Origin of the sequence: Nocardia sp. NPDC005745, assembly GCF_040630775.1 — a bacterium.
Taxonomy (GTDB): domain Bacteria; phylum Actinomycetota; class Actinomycetes; order Mycobacteriales; family Mycobacteriaceae; genus Nocardia.
The window spans coordinates 39152-65666 of record NZ_JBEXYF010000029.1 but is presented as its reverse complement, the minus strand read 5'-3'; the positions used below and the strand labels follow the sequence as shown (position 1 = coordinate 65666).

Annotated in this window: 26 protein-coding genes; 7 read left to right on the top strand and 19 right to left on the bottom strand. The window is 68.7% G+C overall.

Annotated elements, in window-relative coordinates; translation table 11 throughout:
* Nucleotides 1-8: 8 nt before the first annotated feature.
* Nucleotides 9-194 carry a hypothetical protein gene (locus tag ABZ420_RS26480; RefSeq protein ID WP_357127922.1) on the top strand — a complete coding sequence of 62 codons (186 nt, stop codon included), beginning with the start codon at nt 9-11 and terminating at the stop codon, nt 192-194.
* A 225-nt stretch (nt 195-419) separates the two neighbouring features.
* On the opposite strand, the gene ABZ420_RS26475 is transcribed toward ABZ420_RS26480, so the two are convergent.
* The 11 genes from ABZ420_RS26475 to ABZ420_RS26425 all read right to left on the bottom strand — a co-directional run bounded on the left by ABZ420_RS26475 (nt 420) and on the right by ABZ420_RS26425 (nt 11184).
* Nucleotides 420-890 carry a DIP1984 family protein gene (locus tag ABZ420_RS26475; RefSeq protein WP_357127919.1) on the bottom strand — a complete coding sequence of 157 codons (471 nt, stop codon included), beginning with the start codon at nt 888-890 and terminating at the stop codon, nt 420-422.
* A gap of 162 nt (nt 891-1052) precedes the next feature.
* Nucleotides 1053-2504: an MlaD family protein gene (locus ABZ420_RS26470; RefSeq protein WP_357127916.1), complete on the bottom strand. Its 1452-nt coding sequence runs from the start codon at nt 2502-2504 to the stop codon at nt 1053-1055.
* On the bottom strand, nt 2504-3637 hold the full coding sequence (locus ABZ420_RS26465) for an MCE family protein (RefSeq protein ID WP_357127913.1): 1134 nt from the start codon (nt 3635-3637) through the stop codon (nt 2504-2506). The genes ABZ420_RS26470 and ABZ420_RS26465 overlap by 1 nt, the downstream gene beginning before the upstream one ends.
* A 1-nt stretch (nt 3638) precedes the next feature.
* Nucleotides 3639-4865 carry an MCE family protein gene (locus tag ABZ420_RS26460; protein ID WP_357127911.1) on the bottom strand — a complete coding sequence of 409 codons (1227 nt, stop codon included), beginning with the start codon at nt 4863-4865 and terminating at the stop codon, nt 3639-3641.
* Nucleotides 4862-5896, bottom strand: coding sequence for an MCE family protein (locus tag ABZ420_RS26455; RefSeq protein WP_357127908.1), 1035 nt, complete (start codon nt 5894-5896; stop codon nt 4862-4864). Before ABZ420_RS26455 ends, ABZ420_RS26460 begins: the two co-directional genes overlap by 4 nt.
* 2 nt (nt 5897-5898) lie before the next feature.
* Complete coding sequence (locus ABZ420_RS26450) at nt 5899-6921, bottom strand: MCE family protein (protein ID WP_357127905.1); 1023 nt, start codon at nt 6919-6921, stop codon at nt 5899-5901.
* On the bottom strand, nt 6918-8099 hold the full coding sequence (locus tag ABZ420_RS26445) for an MCE family protein (RefSeq protein WP_357127902.1): 1182 nt from the start codon (nt 8097-8099) through the stop codon (nt 6918-6920). The genes ABZ420_RS26450 and ABZ420_RS26445 overlap by 4 nt, the downstream gene beginning before the upstream one ends.
* Nucleotides 8100-8120: 21 nt before the next feature.
* A complete protein-coding gene (locus ABZ420_RS26440) occupies nt 8121-8966 on the bottom strand; it encodes an ABC transporter permease (protein WP_357127898.1) in 846 nt (281 codons plus the stop codon).
* Between the two features lie 13 nt (nt 8967-8979).
* Nucleotides 8980-9720 carry an ABC transporter permease gene (locus ABZ420_RS26435; protein WP_227955026.1) on the bottom strand — a complete coding sequence of 247 codons (741 nt, stop codon included), beginning with the start codon at nt 9718-9720 and terminating at the stop codon, nt 8980-8982.
* A gap of 355 nt (nt 9721-10075) precedes the next feature.
* Nucleotides 10076-10582, bottom strand: coding sequence for a hypothetical protein (locus tag ABZ420_RS26430; protein ID WP_357127894.1), 507 nt, complete (start codon nt 10580-10582; stop codon nt 10076-10078).
* A complete protein-coding gene (locus tag ABZ420_RS26425) occupies nt 10579-11184 on the bottom strand; it encodes a helix-turn-helix domain-containing protein (RefSeq protein WP_357127891.1) in 606 nt (201 codons plus the stop codon). The genes ABZ420_RS26430 and ABZ420_RS26425 overlap by 4 nt, the downstream gene beginning before the upstream one ends.
* 460 nt (nt 11185-11644) lie before the next feature.
* Between ABZ420_RS26425 and ABZ420_RS26420 the strand changes: the two genes are divergently transcribed.
* The 6 genes from ABZ420_RS26420 to ABZ420_RS26395 all read left to right on the top strand — a co-directional run bounded on the left by ABZ420_RS26420 (nt 11645) and on the right by ABZ420_RS26395 (nt 18841).
* A complete protein-coding gene (locus tag ABZ420_RS26420) occupies nt 11645-12817 on the top strand; it encodes an amidohydrolase family protein (protein ID WP_357127888.1) in 1173 nt (390 codons plus the stop codon).
* Nucleotides 12814-14049, top strand: coding sequence for a M24 family metallopeptidase (locus ABZ420_RS26415; RefSeq protein WP_357127885.1), 1236 nt, complete (start codon nt 12814-12816; stop codon nt 14047-14049). The genes ABZ420_RS26420 and ABZ420_RS26415 overlap by 4 nt, the downstream gene beginning before the upstream one ends.
* Nucleotides 14039-15163, top strand: coding sequence for a M24 family metallopeptidase (locus tag ABZ420_RS26410; RefSeq protein WP_357127882.1), 1125 nt, complete (start codon nt 14039-14041; stop codon nt 15161-15163). The genes ABZ420_RS26415 and ABZ420_RS26410 overlap by 11 nt, the downstream gene beginning before the upstream one ends.
* 91 nt (nt 15164-15254) lie before the next feature.
* Nucleotides 15255-16214, top strand: coding sequence for an enoyl-CoA hydratase/isomerase family protein (locus tag ABZ420_RS26405; protein ID WP_357127879.1), 960 nt, complete (start codon nt 15255-15257; stop codon nt 16212-16214).
* Nucleotides 16215-16250: 36 nt separating this feature from the next.
* On the top strand, nt 16251-18701 hold the full coding sequence (locus tag ABZ420_RS26400) for a CoA transferase (RefSeq protein WP_357127876.1): 2451 nt from the start codon (nt 16251-16253) through the stop codon (nt 18699-18701).
* A gap of 8 nt (nt 18702-18709) precedes the next feature.
* Nucleotides 18710-18841: a hypothetical protein gene (locus ABZ420_RS26395; protein WP_357127873.1), complete on the top strand. Its 132-nt coding sequence runs from the start codon at nt 18710-18712 to the stop codon at nt 18839-18841.
* A 203-nt stretch (nt 18842-19044) separates the two neighbouring features.
* On the opposite strand, the gene ABZ420_RS26390 is transcribed toward ABZ420_RS26395, so the two are convergent.
* The 8 genes from ABZ420_RS26390 to ABZ420_RS26355 all read right to left on the bottom strand — a co-directional run bounded on the left by ABZ420_RS26390 (nt 19045) and on the right by ABZ420_RS26355 (nt 26490).
* A complete protein-coding gene (locus ABZ420_RS26390) occupies nt 19045-20247 on the bottom strand; it encodes a cytochrome P450 (RefSeq protein WP_357127870.1) in 1203 nt (400 codons plus the stop codon).
* 87 nt (nt 20248-20334) lie between these two features.
* On the bottom strand, nt 20335-21573 hold the full coding sequence (locus tag ABZ420_RS26385) for a cytochrome P450 (RefSeq protein WP_357127866.1): 1239 nt from the start codon (nt 21571-21573) through the stop codon (nt 20335-20337).
* A gap of 47 nt (nt 21574-21620) precedes the next feature.
* Nucleotides 21621-21815 carry a ferredoxin gene (locus ABZ420_RS26380; protein ID WP_357127863.1) on the bottom strand — a complete coding sequence of 65 codons (195 nt, stop codon included), beginning with the start codon at nt 21813-21815 and terminating at the stop codon, nt 21621-21623.
* Nucleotides 21816-21829: 14 nt separating this feature from the next.
* Nucleotides 21830-23032 carry an FAD/NAD(P)-binding oxidoreductase gene (locus tag ABZ420_RS26375; RefSeq protein WP_357127860.1) on the bottom strand — a complete coding sequence of 401 codons (1203 nt, stop codon included), beginning with the start codon at nt 23030-23032 and terminating at the stop codon, nt 21830-21832.
* Nucleotides 23029-23868 (bottom strand): SDR family oxidoreductase, encoded by an 840-nt coding sequence (locus ABZ420_RS26370; RefSeq protein ID WP_357127857.1) that lies wholly within the window; start codon nt 23866-23868, stop codon nt 23029-23031. Before ABZ420_RS26370 ends, ABZ420_RS26375 begins: the two co-directional genes overlap by 4 nt.
* Nucleotides 23865-24704 (bottom strand): alpha/beta hydrolase, encoded by an 840-nt coding sequence (locus ABZ420_RS26365; protein ID WP_357127854.1) that lies wholly within the window; start codon nt 24702-24704, stop codon nt 23865-23867. Before ABZ420_RS26365 ends, ABZ420_RS26370 begins: the two co-directional genes overlap by 4 nt.
* Nucleotides 24701-25879: a 3,4-dihydroxy-2-butanone-4-phosphate synthase gene (locus ABZ420_RS26360; protein WP_357127851.1), complete on the bottom strand. Its 1179-nt coding sequence runs from the start codon at nt 25877-25879 to the stop codon at nt 24701-24703. The genes ABZ420_RS26365 and ABZ420_RS26360 overlap by 4 nt, the downstream gene beginning before the upstream one ends.
* Nucleotides 25876-26490, bottom strand: coding sequence for an NAD(P)H-dependent oxidoreductase (locus ABZ420_RS26355; protein WP_357127848.1), 615 nt, complete (start codon nt 26488-26490; stop codon nt 25876-25878). The genes ABZ420_RS26360 and ABZ420_RS26355 overlap by 4 nt, the downstream gene beginning before the upstream one ends.
* Nucleotides 26491-26515 lie beyond the last annotated feature (25 nt).

Sequence of the window (26515 nt, the reverse complement as noted above, 5' to 3'; positions counted from 1 at the left end):
CTCGGAACATGATCGCGCGCGTCCGGCACATCCGCATCGAAACGGGCGCTTTCGCGGTGGATTACCAGGCGGGCGCGGCGCAGATCGCCGACGTGGTCGCCGAATTGGGCGCCCACGCCGGATTCGTGATCACCGTCGACGACAATGTCCGCCCGGGTCTGCCTCCCCTGCCGTGCGGGGAACTCTGGGACTGACGAGAAGTGGAATGCCCCGTGCCCACCCTCGTCGTCACGAATCTGCACATGGTGGTGTGCTGTGTGCTGTGCACTGTCTCCTGTGCGCGGTGCTGGGCTGCGGTGTGAGAAGGGGAGTCGAACCCCTCGCACTGCCCATCGTGCGCCGGAAAGTGGCCGGAATATCCCGTCCGGCCCCGGGTTCGTGCACGCCTCCGCGACGACTACCTGCTCCACTTCCTCCGCTCAGTCCAGCAGATCGACCTCCCAGTTGGAGCGCTGGATGCGCACGTCGAGTTCGCGCAGCTCCCTGGCGAGGTCATCGGCGTGCTCGCGCAGTTCGGCCACCGGCAACGCGGACAACATCTTCAGCTCCGACCGCAACTGGCGCGTGTACCCCGGCTGCCCCTTGCCCGCCGCCGCGTCGGCGGCGGCCGTGACCAGGGAGTGCCGCAGGCGCAACGCGTCCCGGCGGGCCAGTGCGTCGGTCAAGGTGCCGTCGGTTCCGATCCGCGCCGCGGCGTTGGTGCGATTGATGCGGCGGATCAGCGTCTCGTACTCGCCGAGCACCTCCTCGGCCTCGGTGAGGAGAGCCGCCGCGTTCTCGGCGGGCTCCTCCCCCTCCTGGTATCGAGCATTGCTCACCACGCGAGCACGCAACTGCTCGACCCGCCGCGCCGAATCCGCGCGCAACGCCAACGCCTCCGCCAGCTTCAAGTCCCTTACCTCCCCGATCTCGACTCGTGCGGGTCGAGTATGTGTCATTCGGCGGCACGAGTCACGCGAATTAGCCACCGCCCCGGACTCGTCGAATTTGCGCTCACCGTCGCCACGCGCATGGCCTCATCGTGCCGGAGCCGATCGCCTTGACCGCGGCGGTCAGTGCGGCAGCATGTCGGTCCAGCCCCGGCCGGGCGCGGACGCCAGGTCGCTCTGCTGGTAGAGACGGCCGTCCGGGCCGAGGTAGTTACCGGTCCGCGGGTCGTATCGGGCGATGCCGATCGAGGGGCCCGCGGAGTTCGCGGGAGCCGACGCGGGCGCGGCCGGTGGTGGCACACCCGGGGACCAGCGTGAATCCGGCGGAATACCTTGCCCTTCCAAGCCCGGGTCGCGCGGGTAGGGGCCCAGCAGGGGTTGCTCGGTGGCGAGCGGCCGGAACTCCTCGTCGCTGTTGCACAGCGCCGCGGTCGGCGCCCGCTTGGCGGGATTGTTCGCGCATGGGATGTTGCGCACGCCGCGCACCGCGATATCGGAATCCTGGGGCAGCTTGCAGTACAGCCCGTCCGGGGTGTCGATGGTGTCGGTCTCCTCCGGCGATCGCCACGCCGACGGCGGCAGGAAACCGACTGTGCAGGCCGGCGGATCGGAGATGCCGCCGAGCCGGAAGTCACCGAGGCCGAGCCCGGAGGCGTTGCGATTCGGTTGCACCGCCTGGATCATCGAGATCGCAGGCGGCAGCAGCACCAGGATCTGCTCCAGCCCGGCGTTATAGGTCACGCCGAGTTGCCCGATGGACGTCAGGTTCGACAGCAGGATCGGCAGCGTGAGCTTCACCGAGTCCAGCAAATGCGCGACCTCCGTAGTGAATCCGGGTCCGGACCGCAACAGCGCGCGGATCCGGGGGTCGTCGGCGACGAGCTGACCGCTGACGCCGGCGAGGCTGCGCGTCCAGATCCGGATGGCGTCGGCGGATCGCACCTGGGAATCCAGCAGCGGCCGGGAGTCTTCGATCAGCGTGCGGGTCCGGTCCCCTGCTCCGTTCAACTCGGCGGCCAGCGTCTGCGCCGAAGTCAGCAGCGAGTCCAGATCGTCTCGGGCCCCGTGCATGCCCCGGAAGAGCTCGTCGAGCAGTTCGTGCAGCTTGTCGGTCGGAATGCTGCCCACAAGGCCGCTGAGCTCGTCCAGCATCGGGCCGACCGGCTGCGGAACCGTAGTGTGGCGCAGGTCGATCACGGAGCCGTCACGCAGGTAGGGCGGCGAGTCCGTGCGGGGCCGCAGCTCGACGTACTGCTCGCCCACCGCGGACACGCTGCGCACCTCCGCGGTGAGGTCGGCGGGGATGTGGTGGGAGCTGTCGATCTTCAGCGTGGCCCGCACGCCGTCGCCGGTCAGCTCGACCGAGCTCACCTCGCCCACTTCGACGCCCCGATAGGTGACATTGCCGAAGCGATAGAGCCCACCGGTCGTGGGCAGCTCCATGGACACGCTGATGGTGCCGACACCCGCCAGGCTGGGCAAGCGCATGTAGACGGTCGCCATCGTGGTCAGCCCGACCACCGACAGGACAGCGAAGATCAGCAATTGGGCGCGGACGAAACGCGACAGCAGCATCAGCGGCCTCCGGTGGGCGGCGGCACGATGCCGGTCCCGAGCGGGTCGGAGGTCTGCTGGGCGTAACCCGGGTCCCCGACCGCCGCCTGCACCACCGCGGTCGGATCACCCCACGGCGTGCCCAGCAGCATCTCCCGTTTCAGCCGCGGCACCGTGAGATCGACGGTCGCGAACAGGTTCAGGTAATCGCCCTGGACCGCGCGGTCGATGACGGACTGGCCGTAAGGGAACACGGTCGCGTACGCCAGCGCCGCGTCGATCTGGGGGCCGACGTCGGCCAGCGCGCGCAGCGTCGGCTCCAGGTTGCGCAGGTTCGTCAGCAGATCGGTTCGGACATCGGTGATCACCGCCGTGGCGGTGTCGCTGAAGGCGCGCAGCCGATCCAGCGCCGCGGTGATGTTCGGCCGCTGCGCCAGCAGGACGTCGAGGGCGGGCGGAAGTCGTCGCAGGGTCTCGGTGACGACGTCGCGCTGTTCGGCGAACCGGCCTGCCAGCCGGTTGAGCGCGTCGATCGTCGCGATGATGTCGTCGCGTTGACCGTCGAGCACGCCCATCATCGTGTCGAGGCGCACCAGCAGCGAACCGATCTGGTCCTGATGCCCGCTGAAGGCGTCGTTCAGGTTGCCGATGATCTCACCGAGCTGTCCGAGCCCGCCGCCGTTCACGACCACCGACAGCGATGCCAACGTCTGTTCGGTGGACGGATAGGTCGAGGACTTGTCGAGCGGAATCCGGGTTCCCGAGGCCAACTGCCCGGACGGTTCGGCCCCCGCGGGAGTGTTCAGCGCGAGGTGACTGGAACCGAGCAGGCTGGTCTGCCCGATCGTCGCGACGACGTTCGCGGGCACCACCGCGTCCGCGCGGATCGACGCCTCGACCACCGCGTGCCACCCGTCGAGCCGGATCCCGCTCACACTGCCGACCACCACGTCGTCGACGAGCACCGGCGAATTCGACACCAGCGTACCGACATTCGCCATCTCGACCTGGATGACGGTCGCTCCCGGACCCTGTCCGGGCGCACCCGGCAGTGGCAGCGAGTTCACTCCGTGCCAGCCGCATCCGGTGAGCGTCAGCAGCGAACAGGCGCCCACCGCCAGCAGTCGGCCACCCCGTCTCGGAAGAATTCTCACGTCAACGCCTTCCGCCGGGGAACAGGATGTCCGCGATGCTCGGCATGGGCGGCGGAGGACTCTCGGTCGCCACCACCTGCGGAATCAAATGATCTTCGGTGTAGATGAGACTTTCCGGGCGCGCGGTCGGTCCGTGCAGCGGATTGACCGGGAACGGCAGGTAATTGAAGTTCAGCAGCCCGATCACCGGGCCGAGGTAATCGCGGCACTTGCGCGCCGCCTCCGCGGTCGTCGTCTGCTCCAGACTTGCGATGGACGAGCACACGAATTGCACCGGACTGGAGAAGTTGTTCACCACGAATACGCCCGCTTCGGTCGCGGTGTCGGGGTTGTAGATGTTGTAGAAGTTGGCGATGCTCGTCGGGAAAATGTGCAGCAGTTCCTCGACGTCGCCGCGGTGATCCACCAGATTCCGGGTCACCTCCGCCAGCCGCTGAACCTGTTCGGACGCGCCGCTGCGGTTGGCGGCCACGAACCGCTGGACGTCCGCGACCGCGACCGACAGCTCCGACAGCGCGGCGTCGAGCTCGGATCTGCTGTCGTCGAGCACGCTCGAGAGGCCGGCCAGCCGGTTCTGGAATTCGACGATCTGCACATCGCTGTCGCGCAGCACCGCCACGAAGTGCTGCAATTCGGTGATGATGCCGACGATGTCGCCGCTGCCGTCGGCCAGTACCCGTCCGATTCCGGACAGCTGTGCCAGGGTCTGCCGCAACTTATCGCCGTTGCCCGCCATCGCGTCCGCCGCGCGGTCGATGAACCGGCCGGTGGAACTGCCTGCCAGGTCGAGTCCGGGACCGAGTTCGGTGGCCAGCCGGGTGAGCTGGGTCTTGACCTCGTCCCATTCGACCGGGACGGCGGTGCGTTCCATGGGGATGACCGCTCCGTCGGGCAGCGTCGGCCCTTGCGAGCGGTAGGCGGGCGTCAGCTGCACGTAGCGGGCGCCGACGAGACTCTGGGCGACGATCACCGCCTTGGCGTCGGCCGGAATCGGTACGTCGCGGTCGACGGCCAGCACCATCTCGGCACTGGTGCCGCGCGGTCGGATGGAGACGATCCGCCCGACTTCCACACCGGCGACGCGTACGTCGTCACCCGGATAGATGGCGGTGGCGGAGGCGAAGACCGCACGAATCGTCTTGGGGCCGAACGCGGCCCGGTATCCGAGGTGAGCGCCGATGACGATCAGCGACAAGACCAGCACCGCTCCCAGGATTCTCTTCTTCATCGGGGCGGCTCCGGCGTCGGAATCGGGAACTGGCTGGGCGGCTGGATGCCGAAGGCCTGATCGATGGCGGGCTGGATGAGCTGGGCCGGGATCAGATTCGCGACGTAGGCGTTGTAGAACGGCCCGCCGGACACGGCTTCGCCCTGGGTGAGCGCGACTTTCGCCAGGCCGGGAATCGCCGCGGCGATGTTGTCGCGGTTCTTCTCCAGCATCGCCACCACCGAATTCAGCCGGTCCAGGGTCGGCGCGAGTTCGGCTTCGTTATCGGCGACCAGGCCGGAGAGTTGACTGGCCACCGCGGCGGTGTTGGCCAGCAGGTCGACGATCGCCTGCCTGCGCGCGGCCAGCACGCCGAGCAACGAATTCGCGTTCAGGATCAGGGTGTTCACCTGTTCGCCGCGCTGCCCGAGAATCGCGGTCACATCGGCGGTGGCGTGCAGCATGTCGCGCAGCGAGCCGTTGCGGCTGTTGATCGACCGGGACAGCTGGGTCAGTCCGTCGAACGCCGGGCCCAGCTGCGGCGCGATCCGGTCCAGTGTCGCCGACAGCATGTCCAGTGACCGGTTGAGCGCGCCGGTGTCGATCTCCGAGACGTTGACGGCCAGATCGCCCACCGCGTCGGTCAGCGAATAGGGCGAGGAAGTCCGCTCCAGCGGGATGACGCCGGACGGCCGCAGGGAGTGTTCCCCGGCGGACACCAGGGTCAGCACTCGCTTGCCCAGCAGCGAACCGGTTTTGATGTGCGCCGCGCTGTCGTCCCCGAGCCGGATCGTCTCATCGATCGCGAACGTGACCCAGGCGTCGCCCCCGCGCAGCGAGACATCCGATACCCGGCCCACTCGCACGCCGGAGACGAGGACGTCGTCGCCGGCCGCGAGCCCGCCCGCCTCGCTGAAGACCGCCTGATATCGCACGCTGTCGGCCCACTCGATGAATCGCTGGGATTGCAGCCCGATCGCGATGACGCAGATCGCGAGCACGACGCCGATCACCCCGTGCCGGGCCAGATGGCTTCCGCGGTACTCCAGCATGGCTATCCGCTGCACCTTCCGGTTTCCTGCTTGATCCAGGGCAGCACCGCCACCTGCCCCGAGTCGTCGGTCACCCGGACCGTGACCGCGCAGATGTAGTACTGGACGAAGTTGCCGTAGGCGCCGGTGCGCACCAGTTTGCGGAAGTTCCCCGGGGCTCGCCGCAAGGCGTCGTCGAGCAGCCGCTTGTCCTGGTCGACCAGTGGAGCCAGCCGCGCGAGCTGGTCGACAGTGCCCGCCAGCGGCGGCCGGGCCCCGGTCAGCAGATCGGCGATGGTCGCGGTGCCGTTGTCCAGGGCGTCGATCGCCGCGGCGATCGGATCGCGATCCTCGGACAAGTGCGTGACCAGCTGTTCGAGCCGGTCGATTGTGCTCGCGAACTGGTCGCCGTCTTTCGCCAGCGTCGCCATGACGGTGCCGAGGTGATCGATCAGCTGCTGGATCACCTCGGTGTGGCCGGCGAGCGCGGTGGTGAACGCCGAGGTGCGCGACAGCAGCGAGTCGAGCGTGCCCTCCTTGCCTTGGAAGATCTCCAGCAACGACCAGGTCAACGCGTTCACCTCGCGGGCGTCCAAGCCCTGGATCACCGGCTTCAGGCCGCCGAGCAGCAGGTCGAGGTCGAGCGCGGGCGAGGTCCGCTCGACCGGGATCTCGGTGCCCGCGGCCAGGATTCCGGCCGGTCCGGCGGTGTCGGACAGTTCCAGATAGCGGTCGCCGACGAGGTTGAGATACCGGACGGCCACCGCCGTGCCGTTCGTCAGCGCGACGCCGCGCTCCGCGTCGAAACTCACCCTGACCTTGTGGTCGTCACGCAACGACACCCGCCGGACCGTGCCGACCTCCACGCCGGCGATCCGGACGGTGTCGCCCGGACGCAGCCCGGACGAGTCGGTGAACACGGCGGCGTACTCCACGCGCGATCCGCTGCGGTATTGGCCGAACACGAGCAGCAGGAATCCGGACAGCACGAGCATGACCGCCGCGAACACACCGAATTTCAGCAACGGGGAAGTGCGCGGGCTCATCGCGGACCGCCGTTCCCCGGTTGCCCGGCGTAAGGGCCGAACAACGCCTGCGGCAGGTTGCCGACGTTCAGCTCCACGGTCTGGTTTCCCTCCTCGAAGGGGTTGGCGCCGACATCGGCGACGACGAACGGCGGCCGCCCCTCGTACGGGACCGGCAGCACCGAACACTGCGGACCGCCCGTGGCGGCCACCTTCGGCAGATTGCGCGGATACCGGTACGGCTCGGTGCCGAACAGGAAGTTCGCCGACAGGCCGAGCCCTGGCACGTCGACCGGTTTCGACCGCGACAACCACCCGAGACCGTCGAGTGCGCAGGTCAGCGCCTCGTGGTATTCGTTGGTGAGCGTGGTGGTCGGCACCAGAGCCGTCAGCGCGCTGTCCAGCGCGGCGTGGTTGTCGGCGAGCACCGGAGTCCCGGTGTCCGCCAAGCCGATCAGCCCGATCAGCAGGGCGTCGAGATTGTGTTGTTCGTCCACGATCGTCCGGCTGATCGCACTCGCGTTGCGTGCGGTCTCCAGCAACGGGTCGGTCGCGTCGGCATAGGCGTTCAACACCGGCGGCGCCATGGCGAGATCCGCGCGCAGCGCGGGCAGTCCCGGCTCCAGCCGGGCGAGGAAGCTCTCCAGGTCGCCGAGCATCAGGCCCAGCTTGTCGCCGCGTCCGCCGGTGGCGTCGGCGATCGCGCCGAGCGTCTCGTCGAGCTTCTCCGGCTCGATGCGCCCGAGCACCGTGGTCAGCTGCTGGAACACGGTGTTGATCTCCACCGTGACGTGCTCGGCGTCGAGCACCTGTCCGGCCCGCATCGCCTGCGCCGCAGGATGTTCCGGCGGGACGAGCTGCACGAATTTCGCGCCGAACACCGTCGTGGAGGCGATGTCGACCCGCACGTCGGCGGGAATGAGGTGCAGCTGTCCGGCATCGATCGCCAGCCGGATCGACGCGAGCCCGTCGGCGCGTTCGCCGATCGACTCGACCTTGCCCACCGTGACCCCGCGCATCTTGACGTCGGCGTCCGGATACATCACCAGTCCGGCGCGCGGCGACAGCACGGTCACCGGCACGGTGTCGGCGAATCCGCCGTTGAACATGGTCACGCTCAGGCCGATCACCGCGATTCCCACGGCGATCGAGGCCAACCCGGCGGCGGGGCGCGCCGTCGCCCGGGCGAACGACTTCATCGTCGACAACATCGGCACCTCTCAACCGGACAGATCGAAGTTTCCGTTGGCGCCGTAGACCGCCAGCGACACCAGCAGCGTCACCGACACGACCCCGATCAGCGACGTCCGCACGGCGTTTCCCACCGCGATGCCGACACCGGACGGTCCCCCGCCTGCGAAGTAGCCGAAGTAGGTGTGGATCAACAGGATGGTCAGCGCCATCAGGATCGCTTGCAGGAACGACCACACCAGGTCGATGGGGTTCAGGAAGGTCCCGAAGTAATGGTCGTACAACCCGGCGGACTGACCGAGCAGCACGACGGTGGTCACCCTGCTCGCGATGAAGGAGGCGATAACCGCGAGGGCGTACAGCGGGACGATCGCGATCATGCCCGCGACGATCCTGGTGCCGACGAGGTACGGGATGGGTTCGATCGCCAGCGATTCGAGCGCGTCGATCTCCTCGTTGATCCGCATCGCGCCCAGCTGCGCGGTGGCCCCGGCGCCGAAGGTCGCCGCCAGTCCGATGCCCGCGACGACCGGCGCCGAGATGCGCACGTTGATGAACGCCGACAGGAAGCCGGTCAGCGCTTCGATGCCGATGTTGCCCAGCGAGCTGTAGCCCTGGACGGCGAGGGTGCCGCCGGTGGCCAAGGTGAGGAATCCGACGATCACGACCGTTCCGCCGAACACCGCCAGCGCCCCGGAGCCCATGCTGATCTCGGCGATGAGCCGGACGGTCTCACGACGGTAGTGCCAGGCCCCGAACGGCGCGTACACCAGTGCCTTCACGTAGAAGACGGCATGGTCGCCGATCCGGCCCAGCGCCTGGTACGGCCGCCGAATGCGCCGAATGGTCTTGGGGTAGCGCGCGATCGGAGTCACCAGCGCCGCTCCTTCATCGCACGGTCATCTGGATGCCGATCGCCGTGACGACGACATTGATCACGAACAGGGACATGAAGGCGTAGACCACGGTCTCGTTGACCGCGTTGCCGACGGCCTTGGCCCCGCCGGTCACGATCAAGCCCCGGTAGCAGGCGACGAGCCCGGCCACCAGACCGAACAGCAGGGCCTTGACCGAGGAGATGATCACCTCGTCGATCCCGGTGAGCAGCGTGATCCCCGCGGCGAAAGCGCCCGGATTCACATCCTGGACGTAGACGGAGAACACGTAGCCCCCGATCACGCCGATGATGCACACCAGGTTGTTCAGCAGGAACGCCACCAGGCCGGAGGCCAGCATCCGAGGCGTCACGAGTCGTTGCACCGGATCGATGCCCAGCACCTGCATCGCCGCGATCTCCTCGCGGATGGTGCGCGAGCCGAGGTCGGCGCACATCGCCGTCGCGCCGGACCCGGCGACGATCAGCACCGTGACCATCGGACCCACCTGGGTCACCGCGCCGAACGCGGCGCCCGCGCCGCTGAGATCCGCGGCGCCGAGTTCGCGCAGCAGGATGTTGAGCGTGAAGCTCACCAGCACCGTGAACGGGATCGCCACGAGCAGCGTCGGCACCAGCGAGACCCGCACGATGAACCACGACTGCTCGAGGAATTCCCTGGTCTGGAACGGTCTTCGGAACAAGAACCGCACCGCGTCCGCCGACATGGCGAACAGCCCTCCGACGGCCTGCATCGGACCCGCCGCAGCCCGAGTGATCGTGCTGCGCACCTCGTGTCCCGGCAGAAGGCGGTGACGCCTTCGCGTCGTATCGGCCTCGGATTGCATTAATCACCCTCTCGGTGGTGGAAAATGCCATTCTCATATATGCACACGGTGACACACCTCATATGAGAATTCAATACACAGAGGAGGGTGGACTCGGGGCGCGGGCCTACCCTTCCCATGATGGGCCCCACCGGAAGCAGGCGGCTCTACCCAGCCGGCCGACCGGGCGCCACACGGTCACCAGCAGCGGCGGCACGGAGAACGGGGTGCGCAACGGCCGGGATCAGCTGCGCGCGAGGCGGTTTCGAGACGGAGCAGGGGGTCAGCCGACGGGACTGAGGTCGGCGCCGATCGGAGGGAACGCCGACAGCCCACTGCGGAAGACCTCGGTGGTTCCGACCGAGGCGGCCGGAACCGCCGCCGCGGTCAGCGCCTGGGCTTTGAACGCTTGCGCGGCCACACTGAGCCGGTGCAGCACCGGATCGACCCGATGTTCCGGGGGCGACGGCCAGCCCTCACCCCAGACCACCACCTGAACGCCACCATCGTCCAGGGCATTCAACAGCCCCCTTCGCGCCCGGCGATCACATTCGCAGACGTCGGCGGCGACCGCGAGCGCGTGCGGCTGACGCCCCTGCCCCCGCGAGGCGAGCACCTGCTCGAGTTCCAGCACCTCCGCGCCGAGGATGCGCAGCGGCCGCGTATCCGACAGGTCGGCGACGAGCACCGTGACGTCCCATCCGGCGACGGAGCGGTCGAACAGCCAGCCGCCGGCGTGTTCGACGACATCGACGACGCTGGTCGCGACGACGTCGAGCCGGTATCTCATCGTTCCCCATCCGGCGCGAAGTCGCGGGCCAGTGACCTGGTGTACTCGTGGAACACCTCGGCCAGCGGGATCGAGTGGTCGAGCATCCATGAGATCTCCATTCCATTGATGAAAGCGACGATTTCCACGGCCCGGGTGTCGGGATCGAAATCGGGCCGGAACCGTCCGATCTCCTGGTTGCGACGGATCACGTCGGCGACGATGCCGACGGCCACCTTCCAACGGTCGAGCAGGCGCTCGTGCAGTGGAGCCTCGGGCAGCAGGTTCTCCACCAGCAGTACTACGAAGGTGCCCACCAGTTCCGGTGAGCGCTGGATACGATCGGCGACCTTGCGGATCTCCGAGAACAGGTCTCCGGTCACGTCGGCTTCGCGGGCGTCGTCGGCGTCGCGAGCATCGAGCACGGCGTGCAGGAGTTGCTCCTTGGACGGGAAATGGTGCAGCAGTCCGGCCGGACTCACGCCGGCTTCCCGGGCGATCTGCGCCAGCGTCGTACTGCGCCAACCGTTTCGGGTGAGCAGTCGCTGAGCGACGGCGAGGATGCGCTGCCTGCGGTCTTCGCCTTTGGCCAGCAGGGAGGCATATGGACGAGGAGTGGTCACGGGAATCCCTGTTTCGATCAAACCTAGTGAACACACAGTAGGTTGGTTTTGCCGATGTGACAAGGGTCTCAGGCCCTTGCGGGCTCCCTGGAAACAACTCCCTTGCCTCAGCGCTGGAGCTCGACGCCGACAGCGGCAAGCTTCGCCCATCCATGGACGCCTCAGTTCCATTCCCACCACTCTGAGTGATAATTACATTCTCGCTGGTAAAACTGGAATCCATGCGGCTTTACAACGGAATGTGTAGGTCTCCTTCTCTTAATGTGATAACGTCATTCCCACGATGGAGCCGCGGCGATCCAGCAGGATCGCCGCCGCGCGGGTTGTCGCGAGCCCGGCCACCGAAGCCGGGCGGATCCGCGGCCGCGGTCCAACACGCCGCCGCCGAAGTCCGCGTTCGCCACCCCGCCGACGTGTGACCGCGGTTCCGTGCAGCGAACAGATCCATGGGAGGGTCAAGATGTCGGTTCCGACCAGCAGTGCCTCGTTGTACCCGCCCGGCGGATTCGGTCCGCCGAAAGACCGCCGCGGCCACGCCGAGGGCTCGGTGGGCCTGCCGCCCGGCACCGAGGTGTTCTCGGCGGACAACCACATCTCGCTGGCGCACGACATCTTCTACGAGCGATTCCCGGAATCGCTCAGGGACCGCGCCCCGCGCGTGTGGTACGAGGACGGCGCCTACCAGCTGGGCCGCAAGGGCAGGTCGTTCCTGCCCGGCGACTTCAGCCACGTGCTGATGCAGTACGACCCGCTGGACGGATCCGGCAGCGCCAACCTGGACGCACGCATCGCCGATCTGCGCGCCGACGGCATCGCCAAGGAACTCGCGTTCCCCAACGCCCTGCTCGCACTGCTGTTCTACCCGGACAAGGAGATTCGAGAGCTCTCCTTCCGGGTGTACAACGCCTACATCGCGGAGTTGCAGGAGCAGTCCGGCGGCACCTTCTACGGCGTCGGGCTGATCAATTGGTGGGACGCCGACGGCGCGCGCCGCACCCTCGCGGAACTGAAGTCGCTGGGACTCAAGACTTTCCTGCTGCCGCTGTCGGCCGGCAAGGACGACGAGGGCAACGTCATCGACTACGCGAGCACCGCGATGATCCCGGTGTGGGACGCGATCGAGGAGTCCGGTGTGCCGGTCTCCCACCACATCGGTGAGTCGCCGCTGTCGAGCCCCTGCGAGGTGAACAGTGTCGCCGTCGGCATGATGCACAACGTCGCCCCGTTCCGTGAGCTGTTCTCCAAGTACATCTTCAGCGGCATCATCGACCGGCATCCCGGCCTCAGCATCGGCTGGTTCGAGGGCGGGGTGAACTGGGTGCCTTCGGCGATCCAGGACGCCGAGCACATGCTGGCCTCCTTCCAGCACATGCTCGATCGTCCGGTCGAGCACGACGTGCGCCACTACTGGGACAACCACATGCGCGCGTCGTTCATGGTGGACCCGCTCGGCCTGTCGCTGATCGACCACATCGGCCGCGACCGGGTCATGTGGTCGTCGGACTACCCGCACAACGAGAGCACCTTCGGTTACTCGGAGAAGTCCCTGGAAGCCGTCGTGCAGGCCGTCGGCGCCCAGGACGCCGCCCGGATCGTCAGCGGCAACGTGGCGGAATTCCTGGGTCTGTCATGACGTCGTCCCCCGTCGCGGCCACCTCGTCCCTCGAGATCCCCGAGGTACCGGATCGCGCCCGCATGCGGCGCGACACCGGAGCGCGGCTGCGATCCGTCATGGCCGAGCAGGGCGTCGACGCCCTGATCCTGCTGAACAACAGCAACGTCGTGTATTCGACCGGTGCGAACTGGCCGCTCGGCGACGCCGGGCTCGCCCACGTCGAGCGGCCCGTCGCCGTGGTCGTGGCGGGCGATCCGTGGCCGCACCTGTTCCTGCCCTTCCGGGAAGGAACCTCGGCGGAGTCGGATCTTCCCGCCGATCACCTGCACGGACCCGTCTACCTCGAATTCGACGAAGGCGTGGCGGCTTTCGCGCGGCTGATCGCCGATCTCGTTCCGGCCGGGTCGGCCATCGCGGTGGACGAGTGCACCGGCGCCATGCTGCGCGCGCGGTCCACGCTGTTCCCCGGGGGCCCTCCGTCGGACGCCGCCACCGTGATCGGCGCCGCGAAACTGATCAAGACGCCCGACGAGATCGCCTGCATCCGCACCGCGTGCCGGATCACCGAGCAGGCCATGGTCGACGTACAGGCGGCGCTGGCGCCGGGGCGCAGGCAGATCGACCTGTCGGCGAACTTCGTGCGCCGGGCCTTCGAGCTGGGCGCCACCGCCACCATGCTCGACGCCATCTGGCAGGTGATGCCGGAGACCAAGGCCGACGGCGTCTGGACCACGCACGGCGATCTCGCCCTCCCGCTGCTGACCACCGAGCGAGAACTGGCCGCGGGCGACGTGCTCTGGACCGATGTCAGCATCACCTACGGCGGCTACTGCTCCGATTTCGGCCGCACCTGGACGGTGGGCACCGAGCCCGACGCACGCCAGCAGCGGCAGTTCGAGCGCTGGCGGGAGATCCTCACCGCGGTGCTGGACGTGACCCGGGCCGGCGCCACCGCGGCCGACCTCGCCCGGGCGGCGATCGCCGCCAACGGCGGCGCCAAGCCGTGGCTGCCGCATTTCTACCTGGGACACGGAATCGGCGTGAGCGCCGCCGAGATGCCGATGATCGGCACCGATCTCGGCGACGAGTTCGACGAGAACTTCGTGTTCCGAACCGACATGGTGCTGGTTCTGGAGCCGGTCGTCTGGGAGGACGGCACCGGCGGCTACCGAAGCGAGGAAATCATCGTGATCACCGAGGAGGGCTGGACGGCCCTCACCGACTATCCCTATGCCCCCTATGGCCATTGAGGTCGTGCCGGACGATCGCGCCCTGCGACATGGGCGGCGCGATCGTGCCCTCGCACAGATGGAAGCCCATGATCTGGACGTCCTCGTTCTCGGACGTCAGGCCAACGCCCGCTACGTGTCGGGCACACCGCAACTGTGGGTCGCGGGCACCCGCCCGTTCGGTCCGGTGGCGACGGTGGTGCGGCGGACGCGCGCGGTGCATCTGCTGAGCACCTGGGACGAAGGCGTGCCCGACGACATCCCGCACGAGCACCTCTACGGCATCGCGTGGAACCCGGTGAACACCATCGCCGTGCTGCGCGGCATCGAGGGAGCCGCCACCGCGCGGCGGGTCGGCACCGACGCGCTGTCGCCCACCTTCGCGAAACTGCTGCCGACCGCCTTCCCCGCCGCCGAATTGGTGGACGGTGAGCTCGCGATGCGCGCCGCGCGCCGCATCAAGACCGCCCACGAGGTGGAGGTTCTGCGCGGCACGCTCCGGATCGCCGAGACCGGTCTGTCCGCGGCGGTGGCCCGGCTCGCGCCGGAGGTCACCGAACAGGCGCTGATCGGTGCGCTGCTGGAAGCGATGACCGCCGGCGGCGTCAGCACCCCCGCGTCGCAGGATTCGGCCTGGGTGACCTCACGGGAGCACCCGTGGCGCCGGGCGGGCGCGGACCGGCGCGTGCGACCGGGCGATCTGGTGGCCTTCTCCTCCGGTGTCCTCGGCGAGGGCTACATCGGCGAGGTGGGCCGCACCTGGCCGGTCGGCGGGGAAGGCGACGACGGCGTCCGCAAGCTGTACCGGCGCTGGGACGGATTGTGGGCGCGCCTGATCGAGGCCTGCCGTCCCGGATCGGCAGGCACGGATCTGCTCGCCGCCTACGAGATCGCGGGCGAACCGCTGCCGCCGATGCCGGTCGCGCGTGGACTCGGCATGGGTTTCGATCCGCCGGTGGTGACGTCCCAGCTGCGGGCGAGTGCCGAGACCGAACGCCTGGAACCGGGCATGGTGCTGGCCGTCACCGCGTACGTGTGGGAATCGGGGGTCGGGGCGGTGTTCGGACGCGACGCGGTGCTGATCACCGAGGACGGCGCCGAGGTGCTCACCGTCGCTCCGCACTGGGAGCACTAGGGTTCGGCGCTCCGGAACCGCCGGAGCACCGAACAGCCGTGTCCGGCACGAGGTTCCGGACACATTTCGACTTCGGCAAAGGAGCCCGCCCATGCCCGGTACCGAGCAGCCCTCGGCGGAGGAGATCATCCGCTACGAGAAGGACCCCGAGACCAGGATCGCGACCATCACGTTCGACCGGCCCGACCATCTCAACGCGCCCACCATCGCGGCGCGCCTGCGCTACGCCGACCTGTTGCACCGCGCGAACGTCGACGACGAGGTGAAGGTGCTCGTCGTGCGCGGCGCGGGCGACGATCTGGGCACCGGAGCCGACCTCCCCGAGTTCATGGCGGTGCAGAACGCGCCGACCCAGGGTCCGCGGTTGAGCGAGTACAAGATCGGCGAGGACGAGGTGCGGTATCCGCCCAAGGAGTCCTTCCGGCACGGCGCCACGATCAGCCAGTGGTACGCCAATGCCCAAGCCGGTTGCCGCAGCCTGCAGGAGTTCAAGAAGATCAGCATCCTGGAGGTGAAGGGCTACTGCTACGGCTGGCACTTCTACCAGGCCGCCGACGCCGACCTGGTGATCTCCTCCGACGACGCCCTCTTCGGTCACCCGTCCTTCCGGTACTACGGCTGGGGACCGCGGATGTGGACGTGGGCGCAGACCATGGGCCTGCGCCGGTTCCAGGAGATGGTCTTCACCGGCCGGGCGTTCACGGCGCGGGAGATGTACGAGTGCAACTTTTTGAACAAGGTCGTGCCCCGGGCGGAACTCGAGGCCGAGACCGAGAAGTACGCGCGGGCCTGTGCGCGCAACCGCCCCACCGACACGGTCTTCATGCAGAAGGTCTTCTTCGAGGTGATGAAGCAGCACCAAGGCGAGTACATGGGCAGTTTGCTGAGCGGGTTCTTCGAGTCGATGGGCGGCCACATCCACGCCGACGACGACGAACTCATGCTGGACAACGCCTTCGAGGGCGGGCTCAACAACTCGGTCAAGGACAACGACGCGCAGTTCCCGCCGGAGTTCCGGCTCAGCAAGTCGGGTCGCGAGAAGCGGGTCTGACTCCGCCGCGCGCCGGGGATCGGAACGGTGAGGGTCATGGCATCGAAGGAATCCGCAAGCAGCGCCGAACGCCCCGTCGAGCCGCCGTTGCGCGGATGCGTGGTGGTCGACCTCTCGTCCGGGATCGCCGGTGCGTATTGCACCAAACTACTGGCCGACGGCGGCGCGGAAGTCATCAAAGCCGAAGCGCCGGAGGGGGATCCGCTCCGGCGCTGGTCGGCCTCGCACGCCGAACTCGGCCCCGGCGCCGACGGCGCGCTGTTCGCTTTCCTGGCCTGTTCGAAGAAGAGTGTGGTGGCCGACCCAGGCGCGCCCGCCGACCTGGAACTCGTCGACGGTCTGCTGGCCTCGGCCGACATCGTGGTGTGGTCCCCGGGGTCGCGGCTCACCGAGCATCCCCGGTTCACCGCCGCCGCGCTGCGACGCACGCACCGGCACCTGGTGGTCACCGCGATCACCCCCTTCGGTCTCGACGGGCCGTGGCACGATCGCCCGGCCACCGAGTTCACCCTGCAGGCCTGGTCCGGCGGCATCGTCGGGCTCGGCCGGGGTGCGCCGGACCGCGCTCCGGTGTACGTGGGCGGCCGGATCGGTGAGTGGTTCGCCGGCGCCTACGCCTGCGCGGCCACCATGACCTCGCGGCTGCGCACGCTCGGAACCGGTGCCGGTGAACTGGTCGACCTGTCCGTGCTGGAAACCCAGATCCTCGGGCTCACCTATTTCCCGGTCTCGTTCTTCGACGCTCTCGGACGGCCGTTCCGCACGGAACGACGGCGCAGCGTGCCCGGGGTCGCGACCGCCGCCGACGGCTTGGTGGCGGTGGGCTGCGGCACCGCGCAGCAGTGGTTCGACCTGTGCGCGATGGTGGGGCATCCGGAGTGGATCGAGGAAGACCCCAACCCCGCGATCACCCAGCGGGCCAACGAGAAAGCGCCGGAGATCTTCGCCTGGATGGCCGAGCAGCCCGCCGAGGTGATCCGCGACCTGGCGACGGCCTTCCGCATTCCCAACGGTCCCGTGGTCAACGGGGCCGACGCGCCCACCATGGATCATCATGTGGCGCGCAAGTTCTTCACGGTCAACCCGCGGGACGGCTTCGTCCAGCCGGGCCCGCCGTACCGCACCCGGCCCACGCTGTTGCGCGACCCGCAACCCGCTCCCCGGCTCGGCGAGCACACCGAGGAGTATCGAGCCCGGCGCCGCGAGCGCGCGAGCACGGCCCGTGTCGGCGTGCCGGATCCGTTGCCGTTCCGCGAACTTCGCGTCCTGGATCTCACGACGTTCTGGGCAGGACCGTCGTGCACCCACTTCCTCGCCATGCTCGGCGCGGAGGTCATCCATGTGGAGTCGGCCGGGCGACCCGACGGCACCCGCCTCATCGCGGGTGTGCCGCCGACCGAAGATCAATGGTGGGAGAAGTCCCCGATCTTCTCCGGGCTCAACACCGGCAAAAAAAGCCTCACGCTGGACTTCCGTTCCGAGCGAGGGCGGGATCTGTTGAAGCGGCTGGCCGCCACGTGCGATGTGATCGTCGAGAACTACACGCCCCGCGTCCTGGAACAGATCGGCCTGGACTACCCGGCCGTGCGGGAACGGCGTCCGGACACGATCATGGTCCGGATGCCGGGATTCGGCCTCGACGGTCCCTGGCGCGACAATCCCGCCTTCGCGTACGTCATCGAGGACACGTCCGGCTTGACCTGGCTGACCGGTTATTCGGACCAGAACCCCGTGGAGCCCTACTCCATCGGTGATCCCAATGCGGGCGTGCACGCGCTCAACGCCCTGCTGCTGGCCCTGGAACACCGGCGGCGCACCGGTCAGGGAGTGCTGGTGGAGGCCGCTATGGTCGAGGCCGCGCTCAATGTGTCCGCCGAGCAAGTGATCGAGTACTCGGCCTACGGCGCGCTGCTGGAGCGGGACGGCAACCGCGGCCCCTGCGCGGCGCCACAGAATCTCTATCGAGCGGCGGGAGTGGACGAATTCGGCCGGGAGGATTGCTGGGTGGCGATCGCGGTCGCCACCGACGCGCAGTGGCGGCGATTGCGCGAAGCGCTCGGCACCCCGTTCTGGGCCTTGGATCCCGAACTCTCCTCCGGACCGGGGCGCCGCCGCAGGCACGACCTGATCGACGAGCGGCTCGCCGAATGGTGCGCGCAGCGCGACAGCGACGAGATCGTCCGCGTCCTCTGGAACGCCGGTGTCCCGGTCGCGAAGGTCATGCAGCCGCATCGGCAGACCGAACTGCCACAGCTGCGGTTCCGTGACTTCTTCGAGCCGGTCGCCCACCCCGTCGCCCGGACGGCCGGGCACAGCACGGTGCCGTTCCGGTCCTCGGCCGGTCCGCGGCGCTTCCACCGGAAGCACGCGCCCCTGCTCGGCGAGCACAACACGGAACTGCTCACCGCCCTCGGCCTGACCGAGACGGAGATCCGCGCGCTGGAGGCCGACGGCGTCATCGGAGGCTTTCCCGCCGTCGCGCGGTGAATGCGGCCATGCTCATGCTGACGCTGGTCGGCGCCCTCGCCCTGGGAGAGCAACCCACCATTCCGCAGCTACTCGGACGCGTTCTCATCCCGCGCAGCGCTTGGACGACCTCCGCGCTCGACTCTGCACGGCGCGGATGACACCCACCGTCGCGAAGCGGCTGTGCGCGGCGTGCGGCATCACCGGCTGCGAGCCGGAACCGGTACCGCGGGAGCGAACCCGAGTCCCGAGGCAGCCGCGGCCGGCTCGCTGATCTTCGGTCCGGGTCTCCCCTCCGTCACCCGGGCGCCCGCGGAATCCATGTGGGGCACTCGCATCCGCCATGCGCGGCACCGGAACCGGTTCAGGAGGTGAACGCGGGCAACGTTTCCCAGCCGCGGACGGTCGAGGTGGGCGACAGCTTCGCGTTCGCCAGGTCCACCTCCCACTCGGGGAACCGCGCGAGGATCTCCTCGAGCGCGATCCGTCCCTCCAGGCGAGCCAGCGCCGATCCGAGGCAGTAGTGCGTGCCGACGCTGAACGAGAGGTGCTGGCGGGTGTCGCGGTGGATGTCGAAGACATCGCCGTCCGGCGGGAATTGCCGGTGGTCCCGGTTTGCCGCGCCGATGAGCATCATCATGGCGCTGCCCTCCGGCACGGTCCGGCCGTGCACCTCGACATCGCGGGTCACATACCGCGCCACATGCGGCGCGGGTGGTTCGAAGCGCAGCAGCTCTTCGATGGCGTTCGGAATCAACCGCGGGTTCGCCACGAGCTCGCGGCGCTGGTCCGGATGCTCCGCGAGAACCTTGCCCGCCCAGCCGATCAGCCGGGTCGTTGTCTCGTTGCCCGCGCCGGAGACCACGTTCACGTACGTGAGCAACTCCTCGCGGCGCAGCTTGCGCACGGCGCCGGTCTCGTCCTCGAACTCGACGTTGAGCAGTTCGGTCATGATGTCGTCGGAGGGATGCTCGGCGCGCCAGTCGATGTAGGCGGCGAAGATGTCGCCGCCGGCCATGCCCTCAGCGGCGGCCTTCATCGGCTTGCCCTCCTCGGTCCGCATCTGCTCGTTCGCGAAGTCGCGGATGGCCTCCTGATCCTCCTCCGGGATGCCGAGCAGCATGCCGATGGTGCGCATCGGCATCTGCGCGCCGATGTCGGCGATGAAGTCCAGCTGTCCGGTACCGACGTGCGGATCGAGACTGAGCGCGCAGAACTCACGGATCTTGTCCTCCAGCGCGCGGATCTTGCGCGGGGTGAACATGCGCGAGAGCAGGCTGCGGTGGATGTCGTGGATCGGCGGATCCTCGAAGATCAGCACGCCGGAGGGAATCTCGATGTTCGCTTTGATCAGTTCGATGATCGCACCGCGCGCGGAGCTGTAGGTGTCCTTGTCCAGCAACGCCGCGTTGACATCCGCGTGGCGACTGACCGCGTAGAAGTCGTGCTTCTCGTTGTAGTACAGCGGCATGTCCTCGCGGAGCCGTTTGAACATCGAATAGGGATCGGCATTGAGATCGACGTCGTACGGGTCGTAGTAGACGTCGCTGGCCGCGCTTGTGGTCACAGTGGTTCGCCTCTTCTCTTTCTTGGAGTTGAAATTCTCAGTGGCCCGTCAGGAAACCTGGCGGCCGAGCGCATTCGGCTCGACGCCCTACCAGCTCACCGGCAGCTCGTACAACCCGTAGGCGAGCCGGTCGTGCTTGAACTGGACTTCCTCGAACGGAATCGCCAAGCGCAGTGTGGGAATGCGCCGAACCAGCGTCCGGAAGACGATCTGTAGTTCGGCCCGGGCGAGCTGCTGCCCGACGCACTGGTGCGGGCCGAAGCCGAACCCGAGGTGCTGGCCGGCGGCCCTGCGCAGATCCAGCCGATCCGGCTGCTCCCAGGCCTTTTCGTCCCAGTTGGCCGGCGCGAGGTCGAAGATCAGGCCGTCTCCGGCCCGGACGGTCTCCCCCGCGATCTCGATGTCCTCGATCGCGATGCGCCGCTGTCCGTTCTGGATGATGCTGAGGTAGCGCAACAGCTCCTCGACCGCGTTGACGACGATCTTCGGATCGTCGGTATCACGCAACAGGGCGAACTGATCGGGGTTGCGCATCAGGGCCAGGGCTCCGAGCGAGATCATGTTGGCGCTTGTCTCGTGGCCCGCGATCAGCAGGCCGGTCCCCAGCTGGGCGGCCTCCTTCATATCGATCTCCCCGGCGCGCACCCGCTCCGCGATATCGGACACCACGTCCTCGGCGGGGCTTTCCAACTTCTTCTTCACCAGGTCGACCAGATACCGCGCCAGCCCCGCGCGACCCTCTGCGGCCTGCTCCTTGGTCGCGTACCGGTCGACGTTGACGGTGGCGTGCTTCTGGAAGAACTCGTGGTCCTCGTAGGGCACGCCGAGCATCTCGCTGATCATCAGCGTCGGCACCGGCAGCGCCAGCGCTTCGACCAGGTCGGCGGGCTGCGGCCCGGCCAGCAGCCGGTCGATGTGCTCGTCGGTGATCTGCTGGATGACCGGCCGCAGCGCTTCCACCCGCTTGAAGGTGAACGGCTTCGTGAGCATCCGCCGGTACCGGCTGTGCTCCTCGCCGTCGGTGGTGAACAGCGACTTCGGCCTGCTGTCCACGATCGCCGCCATGCCCTCGTTCCAGTGCGGGAAGCCGGGCCGATGATCGTCCACGCTGACCCTCGGATCCGACATCAGGGCCTTGAATTCGGCATATCCGGTGACCAGCCAGGGGGTGCTGCCGTCCCAGATGCGGACACGGTTGAGCGGCTTGCCCCGGCCCAGCCGCAACGCCTCGGGTGGCGGCGCGAACGGGCATCCGGCCGACCTGGGCATGGGATAGTCGGGGAACTCCGTGGCGGCGGTGGTCGTATCGGTCAATGCTTCGGACACTGTTCGCTCCTGGGTGATCGGATGCGGAAGAACCGCGGACTGCCGGTTCATTCCTCGATGTGGATGGCCATGGCCGGGCAGACCGCCGCGGCTCGGCGCACGTCCTCGGCGAGTTCGTCCGGCGGGTTCTCGTCGAGCAGGACGACGATGCCGTCCTCGTCTCGCTGATCGAAGACGTCGGCCGCGTGCATGACGCAATGCCCGGCCGCGACGCATTTGACTTGATCGACAGTCACTTTCATCGGGACCTACTTTCCTACGGGGAGTGAGCGGGGGTCGGGGGCGAGACGAGCAGGGCGTGCGCATCGGCCACCTGTTGGCGCTGGATCCTGGCCTGCTTGGGCATGTTCCAGCCCAGCACCGCGGTGACGCCCCCGCCTCGCTCGAAGCGCGCGACGAACCGGCCGTCGTCCGGGTCGCCGTCGACGATCGTGGCCCGCGCGTCGGCCGTGATCGTCCCGTACACCTGGATCTTGGTGCCGAATTGATCGCTCCAGAAGTACGGAATCGGCTGATACGCCCGCTCGGCGCCGAGGATGTTCGCCGCGACCACCCCTGCTTGTTCGGTCGCGTTCGTGCGGTTCTCCAACCGGAGGGTCGTCCGCAGCGCGGGATGGTGCCACCGGGCGACGTCGCCGACGGCGTAGACGCCGTCGGCGGCGCGGCAGCACGCATCGCAGACCACACCGTCGGCGAGGGAAAGCCCGCTGCCGACCAGCCACTCGGTGGCGGGCACCGCCCCGATCGCGACCACCACCAGGTCCGCGGGCAGCGTCTCGGACGTCTCCAGGACGACGCCGGTGACTTCGCCGTCGCGGTCGGTGAGACCGGAGACGCCGACGCCGAGCCGCAGGCGGACTCCGTTGCCGGTGTGCAGATCGGCGAGCAGGTCCGCTACCGGAACGCCGAGCTGCGCCGCCATCGGGGCGCGCTGCGGACCCGTCATCGTGACGTCGTGGCCGGACTGCCGTGCGGTGGCGGCGATTTCCGCGCCGAGCACACCCTCGCCCACCACGACCACGCGCGCGCGGGTCGCCAGGTCGTCGCGCAGCGTGAGCGCGTCGTCGAGCGTGCGCAGTACGTGGACGCCGCGTAGTCCGGGCGGCGCGGGCAGCCTTCGCGGTCGCGCTCCGGTGGCGATCACGATGTTCTCGGCTGTCACCGCGCCGGTCGCCGTGTGCACGGTGCGGGTGGCGGCGTCCAGCGCGAGGGCGGGCGAACCGAGGGCGACGTCGATGTCGAGTTCGGCCAGCAGGCGGGGCGCACGCAGGAGAGTGCGCTCGGGCCGCCAGGCGCCGGAGAGGATCTGCTTGGACAGCGGCGGGCGATCGTAGGGCAGGTGCGGCTCGGCGCCCAGCAATGTGATGCGGTCGCGGTACCCGCCCCGCCGCAGCGCCTCCACGGTGGCCAGGCCCGCGGCCGAGGCTCCGACGACGAGAACTCCGGTGCGGCGGGTCATCGCGGGCCCGCGGCGACGGACTGCTCCGCCGGCTTCTTGCGCGGTTTCAGGGGTTTACCCGCGACCGTGCCGCCGTCCACCGGCAACATCGTGCCGGTGACGTACCCCGATCGGTCGCTGCCGAAATACACGGCGACCTCCGCGACATCCTCGGGCGTGCCTTCGCGCGGCAGCGGGCGGTCGGCCCGCATGGACTCGCGCATCGCCGTGGTGAACCGTTCGCCGTGCTCGGCCGACATCGTCGCCGCCGAGGAGGCGAGCAACGAAGTCGGTATGTTGCCGGGCGCGATGCAGTTGACGCGAATGCCGAACTGCGCCAGCTCGATCGCCGCCGATTTGGTGAAGTGCACGACCGCCGCCTTGGACGCCCGGTAGCTCTGCACTCCCCCGCCCGCCTGGATGCCCCCGACCGAGGACACGTTGACGATCGAGCCGCCGCCGTTGTCGGCCATGTGCCGGGCCGCGAAGCGGGTGCCCGCCATGACGCCGAGCAGGTTCACACCGAGCACCCGGTGGAAGTCGGCGAGATCGTCGTGCAGCAGGCTCCTGTGCATCTTGCCGGAGATGCCCGCGTTGTTGCACATCACGTCCAGTCCGCCGAAGGTCCGCACCGCGCGGTCCACGAGCCGCTCGACCTGCGCCGGATCGGCGACGTCGATCTGCTCGAAGATCGCCGCCGCGCCATAGCCGGCCACCGACGCCGCGCCGCGTTCGGAATCGACGTCGGCGACCACGACACGGGCGCCTTCGGCGACGAACCGCGCCACGATCGCGCTGCCGATACCCGACGCGCCGCCGGTGACGACGGCGACCTTGCCCGCCAATTCGTCGGTCATGCCATATTTCCTTTCGTCAGCTCACCGAGGAATGCCGGCAGCAGGTCGTTGACGACCTCGGGCTGCTCGATCTGGGGACAGTGCCCCGCACTCGCCACGGCGACGGAACGTCCGTCCGGGATGCGCGCCGCGATATCCGCGGACCAGCCCGCGGGCAGCAACTTGTCGCAGGCGCCTTCGACGAGGAGGACGGGCACGCGGATGCGCTCGTAGGCCCGCTCACTCGACGGGGCGGGCGGCGCCTCCGCCCCCGGACGGCGAAACCGCGCGGCCGCCAACGCCTCCCACGCACCGGGGGCGATACTCGATTCGTATCGTCTCCGAACATAATCCTCGTCGGCCGGGTACGACTCCGCGTGGAACAGCGCCCGGACGATGGCTCGCATCCCGGACAGCGTGGCGTCGTAGTCGTAGAGCGCTCGCATGTGCTCGTTGCGCTGGATCTCCCCGCCTCCGCAGATCGCCACCAGGCTGCGCATCGGGAGCTTCGGCGCCGTCGAGGTCGCGTCGACGAGCAGGTTGATCGCGCCCATGGAATTGCCGACGAAGTGCGCCGACTCGACGCCGAGGATCGCGAGGAAGCGTGCGATGTGCCGGATCCGCAGACCGCGGCCGTCGTTGAAGTCGACCACTTTCGCCGAGCCGCCGAAGCCGAGCATGTCCGGTGCCAGCACCCGGTAGCGCGGGGCGAGGGCGTCGATGGTGCGCTCCCAGCCCAGTTCCGCGCAGGCGCCGAACTCGCCGCCGTGCAGCAGCACCACCGGTTCACCCGCTCCCGCTTCCAGGTAGGCGGTTGTGCAGCCGTCCACCACGACGGTTCTGCGCTGCGCGATCACGAGACGCTTCCTATCCGGTCGATGTGCGTCGGCGCGCGAGTCACCGCGCCTCGGTGGTTGTCCGACAACGGAATTCGTTCGACGATGCGCACCTGCTCCGGTTCGACCGCGGTGTCGACCGCATCGCCGAGCAACCGGACTTCGCGCAACCCGAGTTCCTCGAGAATGTCGAACGCCGATCGGACGTCGTTGTGGTCGGCGGAATGCGGCAGTGCACAGCGGGTTTCGACATCCGGTCGGCAAGCGCGCAAGGTATCCCGCACGGCGGTGCCGCGCGCGCGGATGTAGACGAGCACGCCGCCGGCGGACCGCGCGATGCGATCCAGTGCGTGATCGAGTTCGGCCCGGCATCCGCAGTGCCGGGAGCCGAAGACGTCACCGGCGAGGCATTCGAAGTGCAGGCATACCAGCGGCGCGAGGTCCGCCGACGGATCGCCGTGCACGAACGCGACGTGTTCGCGATCCAGTCCGTCGGTGAATCCGATCGCTCGGAACTCCCCCATCGGCAGCGGAATCCGAGCGACGCCGCGGCGGCGCACCCGGCACAGCTCGCGGCGGCGGTAGGCGACCAGGTCATCGATCGACACCACCGGCAGCCCGTGTTCGCGACCGAGGTCGAGCAGTTCGGTCCGCCCGGCTTGTTCGCCGTCGGCGCCGCAGACCTCGCACAGCACGCCCACGGGCGCCATTCCGGCCAGCTCGACCAAGTCGACCGCGGCCTCCGGGGAGGCGGGCACCGAGAGCACACCACCGGCGGCGCAGCCGAGCGGGAAGACGTGTCCGGGCCTGGTGAACGTGTTCGGCGTGCTCGCCGGGTCGGCGAGCGCGCGAATCGTGTGGGCGCGGTGGGAGGCACGGACGCCGCCCGCCTCGGTTCCGGCCAGGCCCACCGACACCCGGAACAGCTCGCGGCCCGGCCCGGTGGAGGTCGGATCGGCCGGCGGTATCCCGAGCGCGTCCAGCACCGCCGAGCGCATCGATACGTGGATGAGCCCGCATCCGATGGTGGTCATGGCCTTGGCCGCTTCGGCCGTCATGCGTTGCGCCGCCATCACCAGATCGCCCCGGCACCCACCGTCCGCCTCGCCGAGGACGAGGATCATCCGCCCGTCCCGGAGGGCGGCCGTCGCCTCGGCCACCCCGGCCCGGGCCGCCTGCCGGGGCGAGGTCGTCATGCGCGGGCCTCGCCTGCCGGGGCGAAGGTCAGCACCTGCGTGGCGAGCAGCTCGAGCTGAGCGCTGACCGTCTCGTCGGTCAGCCTGCCTTCGGCATCCCAGATCGGCTCCGCGGAATTGATCGCGACGCCGAGCGGAGTCGGCCACGCCCGCAACGCGTGACCGATCACCCGCAACTGTCCGAGCGTTCCCACGGCGGCCTGCCAGCCGTAGGCGCAGGTGATGCAGCCCCACGGTTTGTTGTCCAGGTACACCGTCGCGTCCCCGCGCAGATCCTCGATGTAGTCGAGGGCGTTCTTCACCAGGCCGGAGACGCCGCCGTGGTAGCCGGGCGAGCCGATCACCACCGCGTCCGCGCTGCGCAGCGCCTCCACCAGCGCGGTCGCTCGCTCGGTGCGGACCGGGTCGTGCGGGTTGTACATCGGCAGGTTGATCTCCTCACCACAGAACAGCGCGGTGCGCCCGCCGTGGCGTTCCACGGCCGCCAGGCAGTGCCGCAGCGCTCGCTCCGTCGACGAACCCGCCCGCAACGTGCCGCCGACGCCGACGACGAACGGCCGCCCGTCACCGGCCACCTCGGGGGCGGTCGCACTTCTCGCGCCTGCGGTCATGACCGATACCTCGTGCTTCCTCTGG